Below are 25,423 nucleotides of genomic sequence, written 5' to 3' on the forward strand. Positions count from 1 at the left end.
ACAGGCACCGAAAACTTCTAGCTGTTACGTCCCGGATGATTCTTTTTCCCGAGGAGCTATCCTTTGTGGTGTGCACGCGAACTGCTGAACACTGTGCTCGAGAAGGCCCGACGTTGAACATCCGGTTGCACGCCAACGCGACGACGACACCGAAGACGAGAGCGTACATTCAGTCATCCGACAAGAGCATCAGGGGGGTTCTACCCCACCACCGTGGACGGTCTCGTTAAGCGCCCTGATTCGACCGCGCGGGTGACAGATGAAAAATTGGCGCGGACGTCGCGTCGAGGCGGTGTATTCATAGGCTCATGGTCGACTGAGCCGCCGATCGTATTTTGGGAAATACCATCTACGACAAAAGATGTCGTCGGGTATTAGTATTCTCTGGTCTTAGTTAGGGATGCTCAACAAGAATGAATAGGTCTCCTTAATGGTCGGGGATGTTCGAGGCGAAGGTGAGAGATGGGTGTGAAGGCGCGCGAGGCCCGCAGCGATGAAATTTATGATCCGGTACGCGCCTCGCGGATAGCGAAGGCAGGCTTTAGCCTTATTTGTTCAGCGGTCCTTTTTTGTTTAGCAGCGTCGCTCATGGCTGGATGTTCTTCCTACCCTGTCAGTCAATCAGGAGCACTGGACAGCGCGTGCGGGCAGATCGGGTGTAATACAGGTGGTTTGACTTTTTACCCACATGAACACCCGTGCGACCGCCCAGAACCTGGACAGCATTATCGACTCGACTCTCTGGAATTGGAGTGCTTTTAGGTCAGCTTCATTACGAATAGCGCATTCGTACTGGACAAAGAGGAGACGGCGATGAAGGAATTGAAACATTATTTAGCAGCGGTAGGCGTTGCTGCGGCTGCAGTCGGATGCTCAACCGTCTCCGAAGTAGAAGAACGCGACGCCTATGCACAGCCGAATTGGTATGTGGATTGCGCTGAATCTGGAGCTGAAGGCCGATTTTGGTGGAGAGAAGAGTATGTCTATGCCTGTGGTTTGGGTGAGAGTCGATTTGTGCAAGCGGCAGAAGAGGAGATGTATGCGATCGCACTCAATAACTTTGCCAGAAGAATGAGCGGTACCGTCGATTCTCGTACAAGTGTTTATTTTGAAGATGGAGCTAAAAGTTCCACCTCCTCGATAACTTATTCTGTCGATACCACCCTGATCCGCGAACATGTAACTGAAGAAAAAGCGACCTTTCGGCATGGTGGGAGTTTCCACACCTTCGTCCGGCTGAAAATGGCAAGAAGCACGTTCGAGAATCTTATGGAGGAAGCTTCCAATGAAAGGCGTCGCGGTCGCAATGGCTAGCATCATCGTAGCTGGTTGTAGTACGACAATCCCGGAACAGCCGCTAGGACAGTATTGCTACACGGACAAGGAGCTGCAAGTCGTTGATGATGAGATTACCTCATCGCAGGCAGTGATCAAATGTTCCGACAAGCCGAAAGTAAATCATGTAACCAGGTCTGCTGGTGTATCAAAAGAGTGCAGATCTTATCGCCACACGATCAGACAAAAAGGTGTTACGCGGCATGTCAAGGGTTTCCTCTGCAAATTCCCGGATGGTACTTGGGAGCCTGTTAATGGTGTTTTCGCTTATTAGCGGATGCACCGCCAGTAATGGGTCATATTATGGTCAGATTAGCACCGCAGATGGTTATTACTCCAACGATTCCATGATTGGTATCATAGCGAATATCACTCGGCACAACGCTTATTCAGTCCCGCGCGGGAGTCGCGATCAGCACGAGCAATGTGTTTACTTCGCGTTGGATCATCTTTTCTTGGGTGAAAAGTGCGACTGGTACTCGTCAAACGGGTCTACAAAAGGACAGGTGGAGGTGGTGGCGCATAGAGAGCAGGAGGGCAGCTACTGCACGACGCTATATAACTCGGTATTTCATCGCGATTCCTGGAAAAACTGGCAAGAGACAGCGTGCAGGACTCGCGGTCAATGGCGATTTGTGAGTAGGTAATCTGGTAGTCCCCAAATCTATAACCGGGGCGATGAGTAGAGTTTATCAGGTGGCCATGACTACCTCCTGTTTCGGGGTTGTTAAGGGCCATCTGATGATCTGGAAAACTAGGTTAACGGACACCGGCATGAATAAGTATCTTACACTAATCCAAATATTTTTGCCTGGAATAGACTTTTCGTCTCCTACGCAGGTACCGACGCATCTGAATCAAGGAGGAATGTATGTCAATTGAGGATCTCGCGGGCAGTTTAAGGAAAGCCACCGGAGGGGTACCACCTGCTTCGTCTGGGTCAGGCGCATCAGGCGGCGGAGATATGCCACCTTGGCTGGTTAAATTCATCCTTCTTGCAGTTGGTATATTCATTCTATCGGCCTTTTTGCCAATAGAGTTGATCGTTCTTATTGCTATTGGTTACGGAGCCCTTTTTATCTATGCACGTTTTTTTTACCCGAACAGATTTCTTGCCCGTATTGAATCAGAGGTGGCCGAAGAGGGGCAGCAGAAAAGGACTGCTATTTACCGGGAAGTAGGGCTATATCCTACGAGAGATTCCAACAGCCTAGTCAGTCGAGGGTATGTGTGCCCAGAACTCGGCCTTTACGTTCTCATCGCTCCGAGAAGCACCCTGTTACAAGGCGAAGAGGAAATCCCTGCGTCGACTCACCGAGCCGCTGCAGAGTCAACCTCTGAGTATGATACCTCTTGGCGGCTATTGTCTCATGAAGAAGCGACAACTATTTGCGATAAGCTAATTGAGGTCGCGGACTCTTTGAATTACACAATAACGAGAACTGGAGCAACGATTCTCTCTAAGATCGGGGGTAAAAAAGCTATATTTGAGAAAATGGAAATTTTTGAGCCTGTTATCGAGGGTGTCACAGCGTCGGAGCAGCGGCACGGGGAAGACCGTGATTTCAGTTACGATATTCAATATGAGATCGATGATTCCGGCTTGGTGTCAGAAGTGACGAAGAACATTGGCATTACTGGCGGCCATCGTATGCTTACCGTATGTGCTGACATGAGACAGGTAATGGACAGCAAAGCGTTTCAGCGTTCGGTTACCGTTGAGGAACTGTCGGGAGGGCTATCTGAAATCAATAAATATAATACTGCCTAACCGTCGGATATTTGAATATGCCTCTCAAATTCCCGTTGTCAAATTCCTGATCAAGGTAAAAAGGAGATTCATTATGGCGACATATACGTTTATCGGTGCGGTAAGGCTCCCCGGTGGGGGAAGGCAGGATGTAGAAGTCCAAGCGGGAGGTGCTTTGCAAGCTAGGAAACTCCTAGAAATGCAATATGGGAAATCAAATGTCATCGGCATCCGTCCCAAATAAGAAATTTGTTGTGGCGCCCTCCAGATCTGCACAGGTTAAAGTGCGGATTTCAGGAGGGCATTATGAGCGGCGAAGTACCCGGCAAACGCTAGACAAAGAAGTGATCTTGCCCAGTAACAGTGGACACTCGATTAAGTCGCTATCCGGGCTTCGAACGCATCGGGGCTGATGTATCCGAGGGCAGAATGGCGACGGGTTCGGGGTACTCCACTCCGATGTACTGGAAAAGGGCTTGGGGCTTGGCGCAGGGCACCGGGGGTGGATCAGGGCCACCCCAGGGAGGCTCTCGACCTTCTGGCTTTTGGGAGAAGCTGGCACATCCATGGCACATTCAATGCACAGAGGCGCTTATGACTGGTTAAGTTCATCCCCGGTCGAGATTGCCTTGAACCCATCTTCAGGTTCCTTGCTATGTCCTGATTTAATCGCAAAAACAGCAACTTAACATACCCCTTTGGCAACGCCCCCCAATCCCGCTATACTCCGCTCCCTGACGACAGGCGCGTAGCTCAGCTGGTTAGAGCACCACCTTGACATGGTGGGGGTCGGTGGTTCGAGTCCACTCGCGCCTACCACATTCATTCCCGACAACAGCATGTGGCCTTTGGTATGGGTCACCACTGTGGAGCCGCTTCATGCCCCAGATCACCCTCCCGGACGGCAGTCAGCGCGACTATGCCGGCCTCGTCTCCGTGCTCGACATCGCCCAGGACATCGGCCCCGGTCTTGCCAAGGCGACCCTGGCGGGCCGGGTCAATGGCACGCTGGTGGACGCCTGCGACCTCATCGAAGACGACGCCGAGCTCCAGATCATCACCCCCAGGGACCCGGAGGGCGTCGACATCATCCGTCACTCCTGCTGCCACCTGCTGGGCCAGGCGGTCAAGCAGCTGTATCCCGAAGCACAGATGGCCATCGGGCCGGTGATTGAGGACGGCTTTTACTACGACATCCGCTACGACGCCGGCTTCCATCCCGAGGATCTGGAGCGCATCGAAAAGCGCATGGCGGAGCTGATTGATCAGGAATACGACGTCATAAAACGGGTGACGCCGCGGTTCGAGGTCATGCAGCTGTTCCGGGAGCGGGGCGAGAACTACAAGGTCGAACTGGTGGAAAACCTGGCCGATGTGGAGTCCATGGCGCTCTATCATCACCAGGAATACGTGGACATGTGCCTCGGGCCCCACGTGCCCAACACCCGCTTCCTCAAGGCGTTCAAGCTCACCAAGCTGGCCGGCGCCTACTGGCGGGGGGATGCCCGCAACGAAATGCTTCAGCGCATTTACGGCACGGCGTTTGCCGACCGCAAGGCGCTAAAGGCCTACATGAAGTTCCTGGAGGAGGCGCAAAAGCGGGATCACCGCCGCATCGCCGGCAGTCAGGATCTCTTCCATATCCAGGATGAAGCCCCGGGCATGGTGTTCTGGCACCCCAACGGCTGGCGGATCTACACCGAACTGCAGGATTACCTCCGCGGCCGCCTGTCCGCCCACGGCTACCAGGAGATCCGCACTCCGGAGCTGGTGGATCGCAGCCTCTGGGAGCGCTCCGGGCACTGGGAGAAGTTCCGCGAGGACATGTTCACCACCCAGTCCGAGCACCGGGACTACGCGGTCAAGCCCATGAACTGCCCCTGTCACGTGCAGGTGTACAACCAGGGGCTGAAGAGCTATCGCGATCTGCCCCTGCGGCTCTCGGAGTTCGGCAACTGCCATCGCAACGAGCCCTCGGGCACGCTGCACGGGCTGATGCGGGTGCGCAATTTCGTCCAGGACGACGCCCACATCTTCTGCACCGAGGAGCAGCTGCAGGCGGAGGTCTCGGATTTTCTGGATCTGGCCTTCAGTGTTTACCAGGATTTCGGGTTTGATGACGTGCAGGTGGCGTTGTCCACCCGGCCCGCCAACCGGGTGGGCGAGGATGCCCTCTGGGATCGTGCCGAAGCGGCGCTGGAGCACGCGCTGGATGACAAGCAGATGAACTGGACCCTCAACCCGGGGGAGGGCGCCTTCTATGGGCCCAAGATCGAGTTGGCCATGCGCGACTGCCTCAACCGGGTCTGGCAGTGCGGCACCATGCAGGTGGATTTCTCCATGCCCGGCCGGCTGGGCGCGGAATACGTGACCCAGGACGGTGACCGGGCGGTGCCGGTGATGCTGCATCGGGCCATCTTCGGCTCCTTCGAGCGGTTCATTGGCGTGCTCACCGAGCACTATGGCGGTGACTGGCCGGTGTGGCTGGCACCGGTCCAGGTGCAGGTGATGAATATCACCGATCGCCAGGCCGAGTACGCCCGAGAAGTCCGGCAGCGGCTGGTGGCGGCGAGCTATCGGGCCGAGTGTGACTTGAGGAACGAGAAGATCGGCTTTAAGATTCGCGAGCATACGATCAGGCGAGTGCCCTACATGATCGTGGTGGGTGATCAGGAACGCGAGTCGGGGCAGGTCGCCGTGCGAACTCGAACCGGCGAAGATCTGGGGGCCATGCCTCTGGACGCGTTCATGGAACGGATCGAAGCCGAACGCGGTCGGTTGGGCAGAACCCTAGTGGAGGATTGAAGACATCGCTATACGCAGAAAGCCGGGCGCGCGTCGGCAACAGCCCGGAGCCGGCGAAAACCGGCGGGTCAATGAAGACATTCAGGTACCCAATGTTCGTCTGATCGACGAAAACGGAGAGCAGGTGGGCATCGTACCCACCGATGAAGCGATACAGCGCGCCGAGGGCGTGTCCCTGGATCTGGTGGAGCTCGATCCCAACGCCGACCCGCCAGTTTGCCGGGTCATGGATTTCGGCAAGTGGAAGTTCGAGCAGTCCAAAAAGCAGCAGGCCGCCAAGAAAAAGCAGAAGCAGATTCAGGTCAAGGAAGTGAAATTCCGGCCGGGCACCGATGTCGGCGATTACGACGTCAAGCTCCGCAACCTGAAGCGGTTCCTCGAGGAAGGCGATAAGGTCAAGGTGACCCTGCGCTTTCGGGGCCGGGAAATGGCCCACCAGGAACTCGGGCTGGAGTTGCTGGAGCGGGTCGAGAAAGACCTCGAAAACGAGGCCACCGTCGACCAGCGGCCGAAAATGGAAGGCCGCCTGATGGTGATGACCATGTCTCCCCGCAAGGGGAAATAAAGCGGGACCCGCGGGTCCCGTTGGGGCGAGCTCCCGGCACCGCCGGGAGTTCTTGTTTGTGGTAACGGAGAAACGGTTCATGCCGAAGATCAAGACGAACCGTGGCGCCGCCAAGCGCTTCCGCAAGACGGCCAGTGGCCGGTTCAAGCGGGCGCACGCTTTCCACAATCACATCCTCACCAAGAAGGATGCGAAGCGGAAAGCCAAGCTGCGTGCCACCACGCTGGTATCGGAGCAGGACACGCCGGCCATCCGGCGGCTGCTGCCATACGTTTAATATTTACTGAACAAAGAGGATTCTGAAGATGGCCAGAGTAAAGCGTGGCGTCATTGCGCGCCGCCGCCACAAGAAGGTCCTCGGGAAGGCGAAGGGTTACTACGGCGCACGTCGCAAGACGTTCAAGGTAGCCAACCAGGCGGTCATCAAGGCCGGCCAGTACGCCTACCGGGATCGCCGGGTTCGCAAGCGCGAGTTCCGCTCGCTGTGGATCCAGCGCATTAACGCCGCCGCCCGACTCAACGGGCTGTCCTACAGCCGCCTGCTGAACGGCCTCAAGCAGGCCGAGATCGAAATCGATCGCAAGGTGCTGGCGGACATGGCGGTGCATGACAGCGCCGGCTTCAGCGCGCTGGCCGAGCGCGCCAAGGCGGCACTTGCCTAGGCAGCCGGACCCGGCTGCCGGCAGTCCGGGGGAAGGCTCAGGTCTTCCCCTTTTTTTGTCTCTCGACGGGATGAATCATGAGTGAGGATCTTCAGGCCCTGACCGCTCGGGCCGAAGCGGCCGTGGATGCGGCGGCCTCGGTGGCCGAGCTGGACGACGTCCGTGTGGCTTACCTGGGCAAGAAGGGTTACATCACGGCGCAGTTGAAAACCCTTGGTCAGTTGCCGGCGGCGGAGCGTCCCGGTGCCGGCCAGGCGATTAATGCGGCCAAGGCCAAAGTCGCCGATCGCATCGAGGCCCGGCGGGCTGCGCTTCAGCAGGCCGAGATGGATGCCGCCCTCGAGGCCGACCGGGTGGATGTGACCCTGCCCGGGCGCGGTGTCGCCCCCGGCGGGCTGCATCCCATCACCCGCACCCTGGAGCGCATCGAGCGGATGTTCCGCGGGATCGGTTTTGCCGTGGCCGAGGGCCCCGAGGTGGAGGACGACCACCACAACTTCGAGGCGCTGAACATCCCCGCGGATCATCCCGCCCGCGCGATGCACGACACCTTTTACTTTGATGCACGGCATCTGCTGCGCACCCACACCTCACCGGTCCAGATCCGAGTGATGGAGGAAGGCGGCGCACCGGTTCGGGTGATCGCTCCGGGCCGCGTCTACCGTTGCGATTCCGATCTCACCCACACCCCGATGTTCCATCAGGTGGAAGGCCTGCTGGTGGACGAGGGCGTGACCTTCGGCGATCTCAAGGCGGTACTGGACGACTTCGTCAAAGCGTTCTTTGAAGCCGATCTGGCGGTGCGCTTCCGGCCATCCTATTTCCCGTTCACCGAGCCCTCCGCCGAGGTGGACGTAGAATGCATGTTCTGCGGCGGCCAGGGCTGCCGGGTCTGTAGCGGTACCGGCTGGCTGGAGATTCTCGGCTGCGGCATGGTGCATCCGGCGGTGTTTGAGGCGGTGGGCATCGACCCGGAGCGCTACACCGGTTATGCCTTTGGCATGGGGGTCGAGCGCCTGGCGATGCTGCGCTACGGCGTCAACGACCTGCGGATCTTCTTTGACAACGACCTGCGCTTTCTGCGGCAGTTTCGCTAGGAGCGGGCATGAGAATCAGCAAGCAGTGGCTCAGTGAATGGGTGGCGGTGCCCGATGACACGGCGGACCTGGCCGAGCGCCTGACCATGGCGGGACTCGAAGTGGACGCGGTGGAGCCGGCGGCTCCGGCCTTCAGCGATGTGGTGGTCGGCGAGGTGACCGCCTGCGAGCCCCATCCCGATGCGGACCGGCTCAAAGTCTGTCAGGTGAACGATGGCAGTGGTGAGCCGCTGACCGTGGTGTGTGGAGCGCCCAACGCCGCGGTGGGTCTCAAGGCTCCCTTCGCCCGGGTAGGCGGGCGCCTGCCGGGGGATTTCAAGATCAAGGCGGCCAAGCTCCGGGGGGTGAAATCCCACGGCATGCTCTGCTCGGGCAAGGAGCTGGAGTTTTCCGAGGACAGCGCCGGCCTGATGACGCTGCCGGCGGATGCGCCGGTGGGCATGGATTTTCGGGAGTGGCTGGCCCTGGATGACGAGGTCATCGAGGTGGAGCTGACCCCCAATCGCAGTGATTGCCTGAGCATGGCCGGCGTTGCTCGCGAAGTCGGGGTGCTGACCGGTGCCGACGTCCTCCAGCCTTCCCCCCCACGGGTTGCCGCCAGTGTGGAGTCCACGCTGCCGGTGACACTGAGCGCGCCGCAGGCCTGCCCGCGGTACTGCGGGCAGGTGGTCAAGGACGTCAACGTCAAGGCGGCCACGCCGATCTGGATGCAGGAGCGCCTGCGGCGGGCGGGTATCCGGCCCCTGGGGATTGTGGTGGACATCACCAACTACGTGATGATTGAACTCGGCCAGCCCATGCACGCCTTTGATCTCAATACCCTGGCTGGCGGGATTGACGTGCGCCTGGCCCGGGCCGGCGAGACCCTCAAGCTACTCAATGATGAGCAGGTGACCCTTGATGAAGCCACCCTGGTGATCGCCGACCACCAGAAGCCGGTGGCGCTGGCCGGGGTGATGGGCGGTGCCGAATCCGCCGTGGGGGACGAAACCCGGGATATTTTTCTGGAAAGCGCGTTTTTCCAGCCCGCTGCGATGGCCGGGCGCGCCCGGCATTACGGCCTGCACACCGACGCCTCCCATCGCTTCGAGCGGGGCGTGGACCCGCAGCTCGCCCCCGTGGCGCTGCAGCGGGCCCTGTCCCTGCTCCTGCAATGGGCGGGCGGTGAGCCCGGGCCGGGCATTGATGCTCTGGACGAATCGGCCATGCCGGCGCCATCCACCGTGCGGTTTCGCCCGGAGCGGGCCAACGCGGTGCTCGGCACCCAGATCAGCGAGGACGAAATGCACGACACCCTGACTCGGCTGGGCATGGCGCCCCAGCAGGTGGAGGGGGCCTGGCAGATCCAGTCGCCCAGCTGGCGCTTCGATATCGCCCGCGAGGTGGATCTCATCGAGGAGGTTGCCCGGGTGCATGGCTATAACCGCTTGCCGCTGCGTCGCACCGCCGCACCCGCTCGCATCCCGCCGGAGTCCGAATCCCGGGTGCGGATCGATCGCCAGCGGATGTTGCTGGTGGATCGGGGTTACCAGGAAGCCATCACCTATAGTTTTGTGTCCGCCGAGCTGCAGACCTGGCTGGATCCGGACGCCACGCCGTTGGCGCTGGCGAACCCGTTGTCCAGCGATCTTTCCGTCATGCGGACCTCGCTGTGGCCGGGTCTGGTGAAGGCGGTGCAGCACAACCGCAATCGCCAGCAGCGCCGGGTTCGCCTGTTCGAGTCCGGCCTGCGTTTCCGCGGCAGCCTGGAGGCGCTGGAACAGGAGCCGGTGATCGCCGGGGTCATCACCGGCCCGGTACACGAAGCCGCCTGGACCGACAGCGAGCGCCCGGTGGACTTCTACGATCTGAAGGGCGATGTGGAGGCGTTACTGGAGCTGGCGGCGCCCGGCGGGGAATTTCGGTTTGTCAGTGCCCCCCATCCGGCCCTTCACCCAGGGCAGTCGGCCCGCATCGAGCGCGGCGGGGAGCCCATGGGCTGGCTCGGCGCGTTACACCCCCAGGTCTTGATGAATCTTGATCTGGATGGCCCGGTTTACGTGTTCGAGCTTCGCCAGAGCGCTTTTGATCACCGAGCGGTACCCACCTTTCAGCCCATTTCGCGTTTTCCGGCCATTCGGCGGGACCTTGCCATCGTGGTGCCGGAGGCGGTTACGGCGCAGGCGGCCCTGGACTGCATTCGCGAGGCCGCGGGGGAAACCCTGCAGAACGTCAGTCTCTTCGATGTCTATCGCGGCCCCGGGGTCAGTGACGGATTCAAAAGTCTGGCCATGGGATTGATTCTGCAGGGGTATTCCCGCACTCTTACCGACCACGAGGTGGACGCCATTGTGGCACGGGCCGTGGAGCGGTTGGCGGAAACACTGGGCGCGGAATTGCGGGAGTAGGGGGCGCATGGCACTCACCAAGGCAGACATGGCGGAACGGCTGTTCGAGGAAGTCGGGCTGAACAAGCGCGAAGCCAAAGAACTGGTGGATCATTTTTTTGAAGAAATTCGCGCCGCCCTCGAGAGCGGCACGCCGGTGAAGCTGTCCGGTTTCGGCAATTTCGACCTGCGGGATAAAAACGAGCGACCGGGGCGCAACCCGAAGACCGGCGAAGAGATACCGATCTCGGCGCGTCGGGTGGTGACTTTCCGGCCGGGGCAGAAACTCAAGGCGAGGGTCGAGGCGTATGCTGGACGCGAGCAGTAACGACGAACTCCCCGCCATTCCGGCAAAGCGCTATTTCACCATCGGCGAGGTGGCCGAACTGTGCTCGGTGAAGCCCCATGTGCTGCGCTACTGGGAACAGGAGTTCAATCAGCTCAATCCCGTCAAGCGCCGCGGCAACCGTCGTTACTACCAGCGCCAGGACGTATTGCTGATCCGTCAGATTCGGGCACTGCTCTACCAGCAGGGCTTTACCATTGGCGGTGCACGCCAGCAGCTCTCCGGTGACCATGCCCGCGATGACGCCACCCAGCGCCAGCAGGTGATCCGGCAGATCCGCAGTGAGCTTGAGGATATCCTTGTCGCGCTCAGGCGCTGATTCTGCGTTGGCGGTGGCGGAGCGTGTGATGTATATTTCCGTCTTCCGAACGGGGTGTAGCGCAGCCTGGTAGCGCACCTGCATGGGGTGCAGGTGGTCGGAGGTTCGAATCCTCTCACCCCGACCAATCATTACAATTTGTTCATTTGTCGCCAGGGGAGTCCCGCCGAATTCACGGGGCTGAGAGGGCAGAGTCCGACCCTGGAACCTGATCCGGTTCACACCGGCGGAGGAAGCGCGACATGCCCTACCTGACGTCTGCCGTGCTCGGCGCGGCGCTTCTTTTTTTTGCGTACCTGGGTCTCCGGGCCCGGCGGGCTGATGGCCTGCTGGACGACTACGTCACCGCACGCAACTCCCAAGGCGCCCAGGCCATCGGACTGTCATTCCTGGCCTCCGGCATGGGAGCCTGGATCCTGTTTGCGCCGCCGGAAATCGGTGCCCTGGCCGGGCCCGTGGCGCTGGCTGGCTATGCCATCGGCTCCGCACTGCCCTTCATTGTGCTTGGGCTCTATGGCCCGGCGATCCGGCGCCATCTGCCGCGGGGGCGCAGCATTGGCGAATTCGCCGAGTCCTGCTACGGCACCGGTGTGCGCCGCTGGGTGTCCGTCGTCTCGGTGGCCTACATGGCGATTTTTCTGGCGGCGGAACTGACCGCCATCGGTGCCATCGCCGCGCTGCTCTCCGACGTCCCGCCGCCGCTGGTGGTCCTCGGCGTGGCGGTGGTCACGCTGGTCTACACCACCCTGGGCGGGTTGCGGGCAAGCCTCGCCACCGACCGCTGGCAGGCCTGGTTACTGCTGGCGCTGCTGATCCTGGTGGGCGGCGTGGCCTGGTGGCAGCTGCCGCCCCTGCCGGCCGAGGCGGTCATGCCCTCCATTCCCACCAGCAGCGCACTATCGGTGGCACTCACCCTGGTCATTGCCGTCACCGCCGCCAATCTCTTTCATCAGGGCTACTGGCAGCGGGTATGGGCCGCAGAAGATGATCGAGCTCTGGGTCGCGGTGCCTTGCTTGGCGGCGCCAGCACCCTGGTGGTGGTGATGGCCCTTGGCGGACTCGGCATGCTGGCCGTCATGCACGCGCTGCCTCTCGGTGAACCGCCGATGCCATTCTTCGCATTGCTCTCCGCCGCGCCGGCCTGGCTGACGCTGCCGGCCCTGGTGCTGGCGGTGACGCTGGTGGCCTCCAGCGTTGATACGTTGCAGAACGCCATCGCCTCGATGGCGGTGGCGAGTTCCGGTCGCCAGGGGTTCTCGGTACGGACGGCACGGCTGGTCACCATTGGACTGATGGTGCCGGTGGTCTGGGTGGCGCTGCAGGGGTTCTCCGTGCTTCGGCTGTTCCTAATTGCCGATCTGCTGTGTGCCGCCATTCTGCTGCCGGTGCTGCTGGGTCTGTGGCGGCGCATGTCGCCGCTGGCGGCGGTGGCCGGTGGGGTGGCGGGACTGCTCGGTGCCATCGTGCCGGGTTGGATCAGCTCGGGCAGTTTCTCGGCGGGTGTTCTGGCGGCCACCTTTCCCGACAGCATCCCGACCCTCCCGCCGTTCCTGGGGGCACTGCTGGCCTCCACGCTGGTGAGTCTGCTGATTGCCTGGCTTCGTCCGGGGGCGCGTTTCACGGCGTCATGATGCCGCCGTGAGGGCAAAGTCTGGCGTTGGGCCGAGGCGTGTGACCGGTAGACTGCTGTGGGATCGGAACGCCGTGGCCAGAGATCAGCAAATACCCGACATGCCGGTGGGCCGACTCCGGGGTTGGGTGTCAGTCCGCGCCGCTTAATGGCATGCTCGCGCCTTGCCATTCTTTCTCAGCCGGGTGAGCCAATGATTTCCACCTCGCATCGTTGCGTTTTCGTCCACATCCCGAAGACCGCCGGGCAGAGCATTGAACAGGTATTCCTTGATGCGCTGGGTTTGGGCTGGCAAAGCCGCGGTGCCCTGCTGCTGCGGCGCAATCGCAATCCCGCACTGGGACCGCCCAGGCTCGCCCACCTGCTGGCCCGGGACTACGTTCGGCTGGGCTATCTGTCATCCGAGGAATTCGCCCAATATTTCCGTTTTGCCTTTGTCCGCAACCCCTGGGACCGGGTAGTCTCCTTCTACAAGTACATTGGCCGTCCCGGTGAGTGCAGTTTCCGTGAGTTTGTTCTGGATCGGCTGCCCGGGCGTCTGTGGGACAGGATGCACTGGTTTGTCCGACCCCAAGTGGATTATCTATTCGATGAGGGTCATAAGTTGGTGGACTTTGTGGGTCGATTCGAGTCGCTGGATTCGGATTTCTCGGTGGTGGCTGAGCGGCTGGGGCTCCCTGATGACCGCCTGCCAATGATCAATCGGTCCGAGGGCCGCCGCGGCATGCTGACGGCGATATCCCGGCAGTGGTTAACCGCGCTCTCGCCCGCCAGCGCCGCGTTCGGCAATTTCTCCGGCCGGCCATTGAGTCAACATCGGCGTTGGGCAGACTATTACGACGACCAGACCTGGCAGCGGGTCGCAGAGCTCTACGCCGACGACATCAATCAACTGGGTTACACGACCAGCGATGCGACCAACCCGGGAATCGGCTCAAGCATGCCATCCGGAGAGATCGCGACGCACTAGTCCCTCGAGTTTGGCGATATCGGCGGCGAAGTAGTCGGCCAGTTCATCCTTTAGCGCCGGGGGTAGCGGCGGGCGATCACCGGTGGCGGTGTTCAGCCGCCGCATCGCCTTGGCCAGGCCCCAGTCTCGCGGCAGACACAGAGCATCCCGCAGCATCGATGTCCGGCGAATAAGCTGCGAGAGCAGCACGGATTTGGTCCGGGGTGCCGAATTGACCACGGGGAAGGCCTGGCGTCCGTCATCGTCCACTCCCAGAAACTCCAGGCACTGGCGATAAACCACGGCCGGGTTCCCGCGCAGATCGTCCACCAGCAGCGTCAGCACCCGATCGGCGCTGACCTGGTTATAAAGGCGCTCGAGTTGTTGCCCCAGCTGGCAGTACGGCCCATAGAGCAATCGATCCGGGTCTCGCCGAGCGGTGGCCGGTACACCGCGGCCTTCCCGCCGTCCCGCTTGCAGCGCCCAGGCTTTGGCAAAGGACCGCTCGGTCTCCCAGCCCTGGCGCAGGCACTCGTCATGCAGCGCGGGTGCCATCTCAACAGGGTTTCTCAGCGACACAATGAACCGGGCCTCGGGCTGATAGGCCAGGATATTGCCAACAGCCACCGGCGAATACAGATAGTGGGTCGATCCCTCGCCCACCGCCCGATGCTGTGGCCCGGCATTGGCAAAAAGCGCCTCATAGTCGGCCTGGGTGGCGGTGCCGACAATGCCCTCGGTATTAAAATAATGGGGCTCTTTGCGAGGACTGAAATAGATGGCGGGGTGCTGGGACAGCCATTCGGCCAAGGCAGTGGTCGCCGCCTTGGGCGCGCCAATGATGAAAAAGTCCGGCTTGCGAATCGTTACCTCCCAGCGATTGCCGCCTGTCCAGGCTTTCGGTCATGGTTTTCCCAATCTCGATCAGGCAGGGTACCGCTGATGTCTGGCCGCGTCATCGACAACCTGGAAGCTGTCAGCCCGCGGCGTGTGGTGCACGCGCTGCGCACCCTGGACCCGGCCGGTGGCGGTGTGGTGACTTATGTCCAGCATCTACGCCGCAGTCTGGCGGAACGCTCGGTAGAGCTCCATTGCGAAGCGGTTTTTCCCTCCAGCCGCCACTGGCGGGTGCTCGCACTCCGATGGCCCTGGCTATTCCGGGCCCGTATTCGGGCCCGGTTGGACGGGGCGGACTTGCTGCATGTGCACGGTGTCTTTGGCTGGCACGTGTTGTTGGGTGTCATGGCGGCGAGACGTGCGAAGTGCCCCTATGTCGTGACGTTGCACGGCCACCTCCACCCTGATGCGCTGCGCGAGCGGCGACTGGCCAAATGGCTTTGTTTGAGCCTTTTCGGGCGCCGCGTACTGGAAGACGCCGCTGCGGTCACTGTGACCGCCGAGGAAGAGGCCCATTGCCTGCGCCTCCATGCCCCCGCTGCCCATGTCGCTGAGGTACTGCCCGGTCTGGATGTACCCGCCAGTGAGCCGCCGCCACCCGAACGACCCATTGCGGACACGTCGTGTCTGCGTCTGCTCTACCTGGGGCGCCTTCACCCGCACAAGGGAGTTCACCGGTTGGTCCAGGCGCTGGCAGCCCTGAGTCGCCGGGGCGTGTCGGTGCACCTCACGGTGGCCGGATCCGGATTGCGGCACTACCGCTGGTGGCTCCATCGCCTGGTTGCATGGCACGGGCTGGGTTCACGGGTGATGTTCATGGGCCATGTGGATGCGGATGAGCGGGCCGCCCTCTGGAACACAGCAGACGCCTTGGCGCTGCCATCACGCTCCGAGAATTTCGGATTTGCCGTGGCTGAGGCGATGGCCATGGGGCGGCCGGTGATTGTGAGCAAAAACGTCGGACTGGCCTCGCTGGTATCCGCAAAAGAGTCTGGGCTGGTGGTTGACGCGAGAGACTCTGTGGCATTGCAGGCAGCGTTCATGGCACTCGCCGACCCCGAGCGCCGCCAGCGTTATGGGCGCAATGCCTATCAGGCGGCTCGTCAGGCGCTGTCACTGCAGACCATGGGAGACGCTCACTGGCAGCTCTACGAGCGCAGTGGCGCGCCGTAGGCGGTGCTGTCGATGCCGAGCTCCCGGCGCACTGTTCTCCATAGCAGAATATTCCAGAGCGCCAGCGTGATGGCGGTGGCCGAGGCCGCCCCCTGGCTGCCGAAGGGCGGGATCAGCGCAAAGTTCAAGCCGATATTGAGAGTCAGGGCGATGGCCAGAGCGCGGACCACCAGGCGTTCACGCCCAGTCATGTTCAACAGGAACACCACGGAACCAAACCCGGCATTGAAGAGCTGGCCAACGGCCAGGATCAGGATGATGTCGATGGCGGCGGTGTAATCCGTGCCGAACGCGAGCCGGATCACCGGTTCGCCCGCCGTGATCAACGCCGCCGCCGCCAGCACGGTGAGGACAAGAATGATTCGGGCCGTATTGGTGACAAGGCGTTGCAGTTGTCTCGTTTCACCCAGGGCGTGCAGGCGCGCGAACTGTGGCGCGGCCACCAGGTTGACCGCATGCAGCCCCAGGGCGACGAAGGCCGCGGTCTGCACCGCCACTCGATAAATCCCCACCTCGGCGTCATCCACAAAAAGCCCGAGAATGATTAGATCGGTTTGCTGGTGCATTACAAACGTTCCGGACACCATCGCGAGCGGGATCACGCTGCCCAACCAGGCTCGCCCCCGGGTCTGGCCGGCGGCACGGGTGATCTCCGCGGGGCACTGTCGGGCGAGCATCGTCAGTCCGATACCGAGAGCCACCGCAGCGGCCAGTGCGTGCAGTGCCATGGCCAGATCGGCGCTGAACGCATCCCCTAAAAACCCGGCAGCGATGGCACACAGCGCCAGCGCAACGCCGTAGCGGACGATAAAGTCCGGGACCTGGCCCTGAAGGGTGTGACTGAGTCCCCGAAGCGCCGCCCCGGTCAGATTGGTCAGCGCCATCAACGCGCCCATGACCACCGCCCACATCAGCGTGCTGGATGGATCGCTGTCGAGTCGCCCCGAGAGCATCAGCCCGATCAAAAGAGCGAGCCCGGCGGTGGCCAGGGAGGCCCCCACGGCCATCCGCATGGTCCACTGCCACAGACCGCGAATCACACCCCATTCACTTTTGGCTCGTGCGGCCGCTGTCTCGCGAACCACCAGCATCGGCAGCCCCAGCGCCACCGGCACGAACAGTAGCCAGACCAGCGCGTAAATATAGGCATAAAGACCGTAACCGGCGGGCCCCAGGGACCGAGCCAGCAGCACGGTCAGGCCGAGGACCAGCGCGGCGCTGGTCAGCTTCAGCAGAACGCTGCCCACACTGGCTTTTAACATCGGCGCGCCAGCGATGAGTGACCAGAATGCTCGCCCATCCGCTAGCCCGACCCGCCGCGGGGGTCGAACGGAGGCAATATAAACAGCACACGGTCCTCAAGTAACCGCCAGCGGTTGCGATAGGGCAATGCGCCGCCCTCGAACGCTACGGCAAGGTGCTGCTGGTCCCAGGTGACCCCTTCTGAGCCGGGCGGCATGGAGACCACCGCCTCGCGGGTGGGCAGATTCAGCGCCTGGACTACCATTTCGGAGCCATCCGGCAGTGGCACCGCGGGGCCCACCAGTTGGTCTGCCAAGGGAGAAAACGGGAGTTTGTGCTGGGCAAGGGCACTTCGCCGGGGGCCGTAGGAAGTGCTGATCACCACCCGCCGGTCATCCAGAAAAGCCATGCCTTGAACGAGATTACGATGGTGAAGTGCGGCATCGGGTCGGTGGACCTCATAGTGAGTCCCCCCAAAGGCCACCGAATAAGTGGATTGATTCACGGGCCGCAGAGTCTCCGGGTCAATCTGATAGGCCGCCGTCCAACCGCGGGTATCCCATTCCGGCGCAAGGTAGTGACCTGGCAGTGGATTGCCGCGGCGCGAGCGCTGGAAATTGCCAATCCACAGGGTGCTCTGGTGCGCCGTAATGAAATCCCCACTGGCATCGACGCCGATGGGCTCCTGGTTATGGGGGGCCATCGAGATCACTGAATCATCGGCATGGCGGAGTTGCTCGAGGCTGAACCGGAAGACCACAAAGTTATCCGGAATCCACAATTTGCCGTGAAGCTCGGCAATGCCGCCGGCATGCAGCCGCATGGGACGACCATCCGGCATTTTCAGCAGCGCCAAGCGTTTCGCGCTGCCGTCCTCGGCATTCATCAGATAGATGGCGGAGCGTTTCTTGACGCAGCGCCGGAGCAGGTTTTGAAATCTCGGCGTGAATCGCTCGCAGAAGTATCCCGACAGGACCATCTCGCCGTCATCCAGGCGATCAACACCCTGGGGCACGAAGTTTCGGTGCAAGCCGGGAATGACATGTCCGCCGACCAGCAGTGACGCCAGCCCCGGGAACTCGTCAGTCAGTTGGGAGTCTCCGAGGTTGCCGAAGGAGGGCGCTTGCAGACGGTCCTTGCCGATGGCGCTTGGCGCCGGCAGGACAACAAGGCAGGTACAGATCAACGCAATCACCGACCTGATGAAGGCTTTCACAACCATGTCCGCCTAGCGAGTTTCCCGCAGTGCGCGGATTTCGTCGGTGCGCTGGATCACGGCGACCCGGTCCCGCAGCGGCATAAATGGTGGGTGCTCACTCGGTTTTAGCGTGCCGAAAAGACGGGATGGCTGAAACTCGAAGCTGGTGCAGCTGAGCGCTGCCTCGTTACACCCGATGGCTTTGCCATCACTGCGGATGAAGTGAACCCGCTTGGCGTAGGTGTCCCCCACAATCAGGTGGCGCCGGTTTTGTGCATCCGGGTTCAAGAGACTGCGCCCGATCATTTTCTCCCCCGGCGCACCCCCAGTGAGATCCAGCACCGTCTTCGGCAGGTCAATGGCACTGGTCAGGCTATCCCGATCTCTCCACCGCAGTTCCGAGGAAGTGCGGTCCGCCGGTCGGATGGCAATCACACCGAAGTTGCCATCCAGTGGGGCCGGTTCGGAGGCCTGGCGGACGATGCCGTCGGATTCGTCAGACGTGACGATGACCGTGGTGGTCTCCAACAGGCCCTGATGATCAAGCTTGCGTATAAACGCCGTCAACGCCTTCCCCATTAACGTGAACGCCTCCTGGCGACGTTCCATTCGCTCTTTGGGACGTTGTGCCGAGGCGGCCCGGGCTGAATCGACCTGCTTGGGGCTGTTGAGGTAGGGGTGATGGGTGCCCACGTTGAGCAGGGTCGCGAACCACGGCTGCTCCTGATTATCCAGTCGCTGCAACTCTGGCAGGGCGGCATCGAAAAAACGCTGATCATTAGCCCCCCAGCCCGACTGCCGGGTGTCCTCGGGGTCTTCCGGCGCACCCAGCTCGCCAACGGTTCGCTGGAAGCCCGCCATCGGCATGAACTGATCCTTTTCCATGAATTCGAGGTCCGCCGCCTGCAGATAAGCGGTTTTATAGCCGGCTTTGTTCAAGCGGTGGGGGAGGCAATCGAATTCCCCCTCGAGAGTGGGTGACTCGCGCATCTCTGATCGCAGGAGCCGCATCCTGGGATGATCGGCGCAGAGCAGTGCATAGCTGCCACGATCGGTCTGGCGCTGTGGCGCCAGCGTGTTTCGGTAGATCCGAAAGCCACGCTCATCGAGCACCGATTCAAGTTCGGCCAGTTGGACCGCGGGCTCGATGCCGTGATGCCTTGCAACGCCAGGAAAGTAACCTCCAGAGAGTCCCTCGATCATCACCAGAAGCACATTCTGCTGCGCGCCTGGCGGGTGGGAAGCCCGCGGACTGGCCTCGTAGAATTTTTCTTCCTGAGGGCTTGCCTCATCCTGTTCGAGTGGCAGCGATCGTCTCACCACCAGAGGTGGGACCTGGCCCAGGGAGCCAACCACCACGTTGTTGGACGGCGTGGTCAGTGTCGGCATGGTCAGCATTTGCATGACGAACACGCCGGCCAGGACGCCCAGTGTTCGTTCGAGTGGCGGGTTGTTGTTGCCCTTCAATAGCCACAGAAGGGGGCTGCTGATGATGGCGAAAACCGCGAACCAGAGGATACTCAGCCCGTTAACCGAGGAGCCAACAAAGCCCGGGTCAGTCAGATGTCCTAAATGGCCGATCCGGAAATAGGTGCCATGAGTCACCAGATGCTCGGCACCCGCCGCATAGCCGGTGGCGATTAAGGCCACCGCGCCGGCACGCAGGAAAAGGCCCGGAAGTAGCGGTGTAATGGCGTATAAAAACGCGGCGGTGAGCAGGTCCGCCCAGAGTGCCGTAATCGGTGGGGGATGGATGCCGGTGACGATCAGGAGCACCGATCGCAGTGCCAACACCACCAATAGTATGCCAAGAAACCGCCGCATATCAGAAGTTTCGCACGAGTGCCACGTGTCAGACCAAGTCAGTATTTACTGACCAGCAGCCACGGTCTGGGTTTCCTTCTCAGCCAATGACCGCATTTTCAGGATATCGGAGCCAGCCAGCTGATCAGAAGCGAGATGGTCACCACTGCCGCAGCGGTAGAAACAAAGATGGCCGTCGAAACCTGTTGCGGGCGTTGATCGTAGCGCTGTGCCAGTAGGTAGACATTGGCGGCAATGGGCAACGCGGCTTGCAGTATGGCTACGGCGGCCCAAACCGGTGGCAGATCAAAAACCCAAAGGGCCAATCCCGCGACCAGGGTCGGGTGGATGACCAGCTTGATAGAAACCAGGTAGCTGGTTTCCAGAGCACCCTCTCGCATCGGTCGGGAAGCCAGTGTGGCGCCGAGTGCGAAGAGCGCACAGGGTCCCGCTGCGTCTGCAAGGAGTCCGCCGTAAGCGAGAATGGGCGTTGGCATCGGGGTTTGTAGAAAATTCAGTGACACCCCCACGAACGAAGCGGTGACGATAGGGTTGCGAACCACTCCGCCGAGAAGACGGAGGAAGAATCTGAAGTTGCGGCGTCCGCGATCCAGATCAGCCTCAACGAGGGCTGTTGCCAGTCCCAGCATGACGATGCTGTCAACCATGACAATGAGGACTGCCGGAAGGGCCGCTGCGCTGCCGTAAAGCAGGATTATCAGCGGTAGGCCGATGAAGCCGACGTTTGAAAAAGTGGCTCCGAGCGATTGTATGGCCGCATCAGCGAGACGTAGGCCGAACAGTCGGCGCGCAAGCAACAGTACCGCAAAAAAAAGGGCGAAGCTGGGCAAATAGTAGCTTGCTAATAGCCCAAAGACGGCACCGTCTGGGGTTGGCGATTCGTAGGTTGTGACCAGCAACAGCGCCGGCAGGGCAAAATAAAACACGAAGGTGTTCAGCCCACCCACGGTTTTCTCGCCCAGCAGTCCGCTCCGCGCCGCGAAGTATCCCGTGAAGATCAGCGCGAAAAACGGCAACGCAATGTTGACGACTGACTGCATGCTGCCCCAAGTGTGTAAACCGGCGATTCAGTCCTGGCGGGGTGAGGGATATACGGTTTCCAGCCCCATTGAGGTTGAATTCCGATGATGCCCTATGGGGCCCGAGGCCGCCATCCACCACTTCCACGATCACGGAATAGCCGGACGCGGGTGCTATCCTTTAGGTAGAACCCGAATAAAGGAGTCCGGGTGAGCGGACGCAATTCCCGATGATTGACTGGCTGGCGCCCCTGGTACTGATCGGGGCGGCTCTGGTGCTGTTCTCCATCCTGACCAGCGTGCTCGCTTTTCGGTTCGGGGCGCCGCTGCTGCTGGTGTTCCTGCTCATTGGCCTGGTGGCCGGTGAGGACGGGCTCGGTCTCGCCTACGACGACCAGGCCAGCGCTTTTCTTATCGGCAGTATCGCGCTGACGGTTATTCTGTTTGACGCGGGTTTCGGTACACGCCTGGCCGCGTTTCGGCGGGTGGCCGCGCCCGCGCTGACCCTGGCAACCACGGGAGTGGTTTTGACCACGGGGCTGGTTGGGGTTGCTGCGCATTGGCTATTTGACCTGCCCTGGCCTCAGGCGTTGCTGTTGGGTGCGGTCATCAGTTCCACCGATGCCGCGGCGGTTTTCTTTCTGCTGCGCGCCGGCGGTATCACGTTGCGGAGCCGGGTTCGGGGCACCCTGGGGGTGGAATCCGGCTCCAACGATCCCATTGCCATCTTTCTGACGGTGACGTTGGTGGAACTGGTGCTCCACCCGGCCGGGCTGGAGGCGTTCACCGGGGCACTGGCCGTCGGATTCGGCCTACAGATGGGCCTGGGCATCGCCCTGGGACTGCTCGGGGGGTATGTGCTTAACCGGCTGATGAACGCCATTGAGCTGGAGACTGGACTCTACCCGGTGTTTGTACTGGTGGGAGCGCTGCTGGTGTTCGGCGCCACCACCCAGCTGGGGGGCAGCGGCTTTGTGGCGGCTTATGTGGCGGGCCTGGTGGCGGGCAACCGTCAGGTGCCTCATTTGGCCACCCTGCGACGGTTTCAGGACGGGATGACCTGGCTCGCGCAGATCCTCATGTTCCTGGTGCTGGGGCTGCTGGCAACCCCCTCCGAGTTTCCCGCCATTGCCCTGCAGGCGATTGGGCTTGGCTTGTTTCTGATGTTCGTGGCCCGACCGCTGGCCGTCGCTGTCTGCCTGCTGCCTTTTCGATTTTCGTTGCGGGAGGTCGCATTCATTGCCTGGGTGGGCCTGCGCGGGGCGGTATCCATCCTGCTGGCGATTCTGCCGTTCCTCGCGGGTTTGGAGAATTCGCAGCTGTTCTTCAACACCGCTTTTATGATGGTGCTGGCCTCGCTGCTGGTGCAGGGCTGGACCATCAAGCCGGTGGCTCGCTGGCTGGGGATGGTGGTCCCGCAACGCCTGGGTCCCGTGGAGAAGATTGAGCTGGAACTGCCGGGAACGGCTCACCACGAGTTGGTGGTCTATCACGTCACGCCGGGCAGCCCGGTGGTGCGGGGGGCCCGACTGCCCCGCTGGGCCCGGCCGGCGCTGGTGTTACGGGACGGGCACTCCATGCACTTTCGCAAGGCCGGCCGCCTGCAGCCCGATGACTATCTGTATATCTTCATGTCGCCGCAGTATGCCTCGGCGCTGGATCATCTGTTCGCACCGCCGGCCCGGGAGGCCGCCGACCGGCGACTCGGCGCCGGTGACTTCGCCATTGACCCCACCGCACCGATGCGCACCCTGGTTGATGCCTATGCCGCCGAGGTGAAACCCGAGGTGGCCGGTTTGACCGTGGGCGAGTACCTCAAGCAGCAATTCCCGCGCCCGGAACCTGGGGATCGCGTTCGGCTGGGCTACATCGAGCTCATCATCCGAGCCTGTGATGCCCAGGAACGGATCAGCGAGGTCGGTCTGCGAGTGCTCGATCGACCGTCGTCCCCCTGATCCGCCACACTACGGCCATGCCAGTTCCCGCCGTCCACCACCCGGACTACACCTTTGCGCTGCCCCCACGGCACCCGTTTCCCATGGAAAAATTCCGGGTCCTGCGGGAACAGTTGCAGGCCTTCGACGACGACCTGGCCTGGCACTCGCCGGATCCGATCGCGGTTGAGCAGCTTGCCGGCATTCACACCCGGAGTTATCTGGATTCCCTGCTGGGCGGAACGCTGGACCGGGCCGCCCAGCGTCGTAGCGGCTTTGAGTGGTCCGATGCGCTGGTCCGGCGGGTGCGCCTGGAAACCGGTGGCACGCTGCTCGCCGCGCGGCTCGCCCTTGAGCACGGCCTCGCCCTGAACGCCGCCGGTGGCACTCACCATGCCCACGCCGACTTTGCCAGCGGCTATTGCCTGTTGAATGACCTGGCGGTGGCGGTACGGGTACTGCTCGACGAAGGGGCGGTGTCGCGGGTGCTGGTGCTGGATCTGGATGTTCATCAGGGGGATGGCACAGCGCGCTTGCTGGCGGACGAGCCCCGGGCCTTCACCTGCTCTTTTCATGCCGCCAGCAATTTCCCGGGCCGGAAGGCCAATAGCGACCTGGATGTCCCGCTGGCGAAAGGCATGGAAGACGAGGCCTATCTGGCGGAGCTGGAGCGACGTTTGCCGGCCCTGTTGGAGGCTCTGCAACCGGATCTGGTGATCTATGACGCCGGCGTGGATGTGCATGCGGATGACCGGTTGGGGCATCTGTCGATCAGTGACCAGGGCCTGCTGCGACGCGATCAGCGGGTCATCCAGCGGGTGCGGAGTCGGGGCGTGCCGCTGGCGGGGGTGATTGGGGGCGGCTATGACCGGGATACTGAGGCGCTGGCGGCTCGCCATGCGTTACTTTTTCGTGCCGCTATAATGTGTGGATAGCAACCAGGCCGAGGCCATGAAAAATAAAAATACCGCTCGGGGGCGGCGGCTCGCAGGCATCTGTTTGGCGGTGCTGGGTTTTGCCAGTCTGTCCCACGGCGTATCCAAGGGCGCCGAGCCTTCGCTGGAGCCGCCCCTGGTCCGGGAGGCGGGCCTGCGTGGCGGCAACGGTCACGGCTTCGACAGCTTTGAGCTTTATTATCGGCAGTCATCGCCATGGCTTGATCGGCACGTGGTGGACCCCTGGTTGCCCCAGGCCGTCCGTGCCCGCTGGGACCTGACCGTGGGCCGCTGGCGGGGGAGTGATGGTGACAGTGCCTTCGTGGCCTTCGGCCCGGCCCTTGAAGCGTTTCCGGTGGGCGACCTGCGGCTGAGTCTGGGGCTCCAACCCACACTGCTGTCCGATTATGAGGCCGGGGACCGGGATCTGGGCGGGCCTTTCCAGTTCACCAGCCACGCCAGCCTGGCCTGGGCGCCGCAGCGGGCCCTGGTGCTGGGCATACGTGTACAACACACTTCCAATGCCCGGCTTTACAGCAGCAACCCGGGAGCGGACATCGTCTCCATTGAGGTCGGCTACGGGTTCTGATCGCTCTCGATCATCCAGCCCGCCCGGTGGCATCATGGGGGTATGAACAGCATGGTTAAGCCCAAGCGTCGGGTCGGTATTCTTCTCTGCGATGACCTTCACGAAGAACTGCAGACCCGCTGGTCGAGTTACCTGGCCCTGTTTGAAGAGCTGATTGACGATGAACCCGCCGATCTAACGGCGGTGGGCTATCGCGTGCATGCCGATGAGTGGCCGGCGGGTCCGGAGGCGGCTGATGCCTGGCTGATTACCGGGAGCCGCGCCAGCGTCCACGAAGATCCCGGCTGGATTGCCCCCCTGCAGGCATTGGTCCGGCAGATCGAGGCGGCCGCCCAGCCCCTGGTTGGCGTGTGTTTCGGCCATCAGTTGATTCATGCGGCGCTCGGCGGGCGCACCGGACGATCCGGGCATGGCTGGCATCTGGGGAGCTATCCCGTGTCGTGTGAGGTGCCGTTCGCGGATCGGAATTCCGGCGAGCCGCTGCGCTTGATGTCGGTGCACCAGGATCAGGTCTTGGAGCCGGCGCCGGGGTTTCAGCGTCTCGCCAGTGGCGCCGAAGTGCCCTGGTATGCCGGCTACCGGGATCGGGTGTTTACCATCCAGGGCCATCCGGAGTTTGATCGCGAATTCTTTCAGGCCCTGATGCAGCGGGTGCGTGAGAAAGCCGGAGACGACGCGGTGGAAGAAGCCCTGGCCGGACTGCCCGCCCAGGATGACACCCCGGCGGTCAGGCGATTCATGCGCGACTGGTTGCGCGGTCATCACGCCCCCGGCCTGCCGGTCTGACA

The 25,423-nt window shown here is 61.8% G+C and carries 22 protein-coding genes, 2 tRNA genes and 1 riboswitch; of the genes, 19 read left to right on the forward strand and 5 right to left on the reverse strand.

Going from position 1 to position 25,423, the window contains the following annotated elements:
* The first annotated feature begins 813 nt into the window (after positions 1-813).
* From GJ672_RS03765 to GJ672_RS03830, 14 genes are all read left to right on the forward strand, one after another.
* Positions 814-1,314, forward strand: coding sequence for a hypothetical protein (locus tag GJ672_RS03765; RefSeq protein WP_154295943.1), 501 nt, complete (start codon positions 814-816; stop codon positions 1,312-1,314).
* An 892-nt stretch (positions 1,315-2,206) separates the two neighbouring features.
* On the forward strand, positions 2,207-3,106 hold the full coding sequence (locus GJ672_RS03770) for a hypothetical protein (RefSeq protein WP_154295944.1): 900 nt from the start codon (positions 2,207-2,209) through the stop codon (positions 3,104-3,106).
* A 721-nt stretch (positions 3,107-3,827) separates the two neighbouring features.
* A tRNA-Val gene (locus GJ672_RS03775) sits at positions 3,828-3,904 on the forward strand.
* A gap of 60 nt (positions 3,905-3,964) precedes the next feature.
* Positions 3,965-5,890: a threonine--tRNA ligase gene (gene thrS / locus GJ672_RS03780; protein WP_154295945.1), complete on the forward strand. Its 1,926-nt coding sequence runs from the start codon at positions 3,965-3,967 to the stop codon at positions 5,888-5,890.
* 10 nt (positions 5,891-5,900) lie between these two features.
* Positions 5,901-6,455, forward strand: coding sequence for a translation initiation factor IF-3 (gene infC / locus GJ672_RS03785; RefSeq protein WP_154295946.1), 555 nt, complete (start codon positions 5,901-5,903; stop codon positions 6,453-6,455).
* A gap of 79 nt (positions 6,456-6,534) precedes the next feature.
* Positions 6,535-6,732, forward strand: coding sequence for a 50S ribosomal protein L35 (rpmI, locus tag GJ672_RS03790; protein WP_154295947.1), 198 nt, complete (start codon positions 6,535-6,537; stop codon positions 6,730-6,732).
* Between the two features lie 28 nt (positions 6,733-6,760).
* Positions 6,761-7,117 carry a 50S ribosomal protein L20 gene (rplT, locus tag GJ672_RS03795; RefSeq protein WP_154295948.1) on the forward strand — a complete coding sequence of 119 codons (357 nt, stop codon included), beginning with the start codon at positions 6,761-6,763 and terminating at the stop codon, positions 7,115-7,117.
* A gap of 77 nt (positions 7,118-7,194) precedes the next feature.
* Positions 7,195-8,214 (forward strand): phenylalanine--tRNA ligase subunit alpha, encoded by a 1,020-nt coding sequence (pheS, locus tag GJ672_RS03800; RefSeq protein WP_154295949.1) that lies wholly within the window; start codon positions 7,195-7,197, stop codon positions 8,212-8,214.
* Between the two features lie 8 nt (positions 8,215-8,222).
* Complete coding sequence (gene pheT, locus GJ672_RS03805) at positions 8,223-10,601, forward strand: phenylalanine--tRNA ligase subunit beta (RefSeq protein ID WP_154295950.1); 2,379 nt, start codon at positions 8,223-8,225, stop codon at positions 10,599-10,601.
* Between the two features lie 7 nt (positions 10,602-10,608).
* Positions 10,609-10,908, forward strand: a complete 300-nt coding sequence (gene ihfA / locus GJ672_RS03810; protein ID WP_154295951.1) for an integration host factor subunit alpha — start codon at positions 10,609-10,611, stop codon at positions 10,906-10,908.
* Positions 10,889-11,245, forward strand: coding sequence for a MerR family transcriptional regulator (locus tag GJ672_RS03815; RefSeq protein WP_154295952.1), 357 nt, complete (start codon positions 10,889-10,891; stop codon positions 11,243-11,245). The genes ihfA and GJ672_RS03815 overlap by 20 nt, the downstream gene beginning before the upstream one ends.
* A 50-nt stretch (positions 11,246-11,295) precedes the next feature.
* Positions 11,296-11,372, forward strand: a tRNA-Pro gene (locus GJ672_RS03820).
* Between the two features lie 17 nt (positions 11,373-11,389).
* Positions 11,390-11,498, forward strand: a riboswitch (TPP riboswitch).
* A complete protein-coding gene (locus GJ672_RS03825) occupies positions 11,488-12,876 on the forward strand; it encodes a sodium:solute symporter (RefSeq protein ID WP_154295953.1) in 1,389 nt (462 codons plus the stop codon). It overlaps the preceding riboswitch by 11 nt.
* Before the next feature lie 192 nt (positions 12,877-13,068).
* On the forward strand, positions 13,069-13,845 hold the full coding sequence (locus GJ672_RS03830; protein ID WP_195759545.1) for a sulfotransferase family 2 domain-containing protein: 777 nt from the start codon (positions 13,069-13,071) through the stop codon (positions 13,843-13,845).
* Here the strand turns inward: GJ672_RS03830 and GJ672_RS03835 are convergent.
* Positions 13,810-14,634, reverse strand: coding sequence for a sulfotransferase (locus GJ672_RS03835; RefSeq protein ID WP_229381946.1), 825 nt, complete (start codon positions 14,632-14,634; stop codon positions 13,810-13,812). The two genes, GJ672_RS03830 and GJ672_RS03835, sit on opposite strands and share 36 nt — an antisense overlap.
* Positions 14,635-14,766: 132 nt before the next feature.
* Between GJ672_RS03835 and GJ672_RS03840 the strand changes: the two genes are divergently transcribed.
* On the forward strand, positions 14,767-15,894 hold the full coding sequence (locus GJ672_RS03840) for a glycosyltransferase family 4 protein (protein ID WP_195759546.1): 1,128 nt from the start codon (positions 14,767-14,769) through the stop codon (positions 15,892-15,894).
* On the opposite strand, the gene GJ672_RS03845 is transcribed toward GJ672_RS03840, so the two are convergent.
* From GJ672_RS03845 to GJ672_RS03860, 4 genes are all read right to left on the reverse strand, one after another.
* A complete protein-coding gene (locus tag GJ672_RS03845; protein WP_154295957.1) occupies positions 15,870-17,156 on the reverse strand; it encodes a polysaccharide biosynthesis C-terminal domain-containing protein in 1,287 nt (428 codons plus the stop codon). The two genes, GJ672_RS03840 and GJ672_RS03845, sit on opposite strands and share 25 nt — an antisense overlap.
* Positions 17,157-17,197: 41 nt before the next feature.
* Complete coding sequence (locus GJ672_RS03850) at positions 17,198-18,352, reverse strand: hypothetical protein (protein WP_154295958.1); 1,155 nt, start codon at positions 18,350-18,352, stop codon at positions 17,198-17,200.
* 12 nt (positions 18,353-18,364) lie between these two features.
* Positions 18,365-20,158: an LTA synthase family protein gene (locus GJ672_RS03855; RefSeq protein WP_154295959.1), complete on the reverse strand. Its 1,794-nt coding sequence runs from the start codon at positions 20,156-20,158 to the stop codon at positions 18,365-18,367.
* A 98-nt stretch (positions 20,159-20,256) separates the two neighbouring features.
* Positions 20,257-21,198 (reverse strand): AEC family transporter, encoded by a 942-nt coding sequence (locus tag GJ672_RS03860; RefSeq protein ID WP_154295960.1) that lies wholly within the window; start codon positions 21,196-21,198, stop codon positions 20,257-20,259.
* 209 nt (positions 21,199-21,407) lie between these two features.
* Between GJ672_RS03860 and GJ672_RS03865 the strand changes: the two genes are divergently transcribed.
* The 4 genes from GJ672_RS03865 to GJ672_RS03880 are packed head-to-tail and all read left to right on the forward strand — an operon-like array spanning position 21,408 to position 25,421.
* Positions 21,408-23,132, forward strand: a complete 1,725-nt coding sequence (locus GJ672_RS03865) for a potassium/proton antiporter (RefSeq protein ID WP_229381947.1) — start codon at positions 21,408-21,410, stop codon at positions 23,130-23,132.
* A gap of 17 nt (positions 23,133-23,149) precedes the next feature.
* On the forward strand, positions 23,150-24,046 hold the full coding sequence (locus tag GJ672_RS03870) for a histone deacetylase (protein WP_154295961.1): 897 nt from the start codon (positions 23,150-23,152) through the stop codon (positions 24,044-24,046).
* 16 nt (positions 24,047-24,062) lie between these two features.
* Positions 24,063-24,635, forward strand: coding sequence for an acyloxyacyl hydrolase (locus GJ672_RS03875; protein ID WP_154295962.1), 573 nt, complete (start codon positions 24,063-24,065; stop codon positions 24,633-24,635).
* A gap of 42 nt (positions 24,636-24,677) precedes the next feature.
* Positions 24,678-25,421, forward strand: coding sequence for a type 1 glutamine amidotransferase (locus GJ672_RS03880; RefSeq protein WP_154295963.1), 744 nt, complete (start codon positions 24,678-24,680; stop codon positions 25,419-25,421).
* Positions 25,422-25,423 lie beyond the last annotated feature (2 nt).

The organism is Spiribacter sp. 2438, from assembly GCF_009676705.1.
GTDB lineage: Bacteria > Pseudomonadota > Gammaproteobacteria > Nitrococcales > Nitrococcaceae > Spiribacter.

Bases quoted from the DNA above. Each gene is read 5' to 3' on its own strand.
- GJ672_RS03825 (WP_154295953.1), top strand. From the start codon at position 11,488: ATGCCCTACCTGACGTCTGCCGTGCTCGGCGCGGCGCTTCTTTTTTTT.
- thrS (WP_154295945.1), top strand. From the start codon at position 3,965: ATGCCCCAGATCACCCTCCCGGACGGCAGTCAGCGCGACTATGCCGGC.
- pheS (WP_154295949.1), top strand. From the start codon at position 7,195: ATGAGTGAGGATCTTCAGGCCCTGACCGCTCGGGCCGAAGCGGCCGTG.
- GJ672_RS03880 (WP_154295963.1), top strand. From the start codon at position 24,678: ATGAACAGCATGGTTAAGCCCAAGCGTCGGGTCGGTATTCTTCTCTGC.
- GJ672_RS03875 (WP_154295962.1), top strand. From the start codon at position 24,063: ATGAAAAATAAAAATACCGCTCGGGGGCGGCGGCTCGCAGGCATCTGT.
- GJ672_RS03860 (WP_154295960.1), bottom strand. From the start codon at position 21,198: ATGCAGTCAGTCGTCAACATTGCGTTGCCGTTTTTCGCGCTGATCTTC.
- GJ672_RS03770 (WP_154295944.1), top strand. From the start codon at position 2,207: ATGTCAATTGAGGATCTCGCGGGCAGTTTAAGGAAAGCCACCGGAGGG.
- GJ672_RS03840 (WP_195759546.1), top strand. From the start codon at position 14,767: ATGTCTGGCCGCGTCATCGACAACCTGGAAGCTGTCAGCCCGCGGCGT.
- GJ672_RS03765 (WP_154295943.1), top strand. From the start codon at position 814: ATGAAGGAATTGAAACATTATTTAGCAGCGGTAGGCGTTGCTGCGGCT.
- GJ672_RS03830 (WP_195759545.1), top strand. From the start codon at position 13,069: ATGATTTCCACCTCGCATCGTTGCGTTTTCGTCCACATCCCGAAGACC.
- ihfA (WP_154295951.1), top strand. From the start codon at position 10,609: ATGGCACTCACCAAGGCAGACATGGCGGAACGGCTGTTCGAGGAAGTC.
- rpmI (WP_154295947.1), top strand. From the start codon at position 6,535: ATGCCGAAGATCAAGACGAACCGTGGCGCCGCCAAGCGCTTCCGCAAG.
- rplT (WP_154295948.1), top strand. From the start codon at position 6,761: ATGGCCAGAGTAAAGCGTGGCGTCATTGCGCGCCGCCGCCACAAGAAG.
- GJ672_RS03845 (WP_154295957.1), bottom strand. From the start codon at position 17,156: ATGTTAAAAGCCAGTGTGGGCAGCGTTCTGCTGAAGCTGACCAGCGCC.
- pheT (WP_154295950.1), top strand. From the start codon at position 8,223: ATGAGAATCAGCAAGCAGTGGCTCAGTGAATGGGTGGCGGTGCCCGAT.
- GJ672_RS03815 (WP_154295952.1), top strand. From the start codon at position 10,889: ATGCTGGACGCGAGCAGTAACGACGAACTCCCCGCCATTCCGGCAAAG.
- GJ672_RS03865 (WP_229381947.1), top strand. From the start codon at position 21,408: ATGATTGACTGGCTGGCGCCCCTGGTACTGATCGGGGCGGCTCTGGTG.
- GJ672_RS03870 (WP_154295961.1), top strand. From the start codon at position 23,150: ATGCCAGTTCCCGCCGTCCACCACCCGGACTACACCTTTGCGCTGCCC.
- GJ672_RS03855 (WP_154295959.1), bottom strand. From the start codon at position 20,158: ATGCGGCGGTTTCTTGGCATACTATTGGTGGTGTTGGCACTGCGATCG.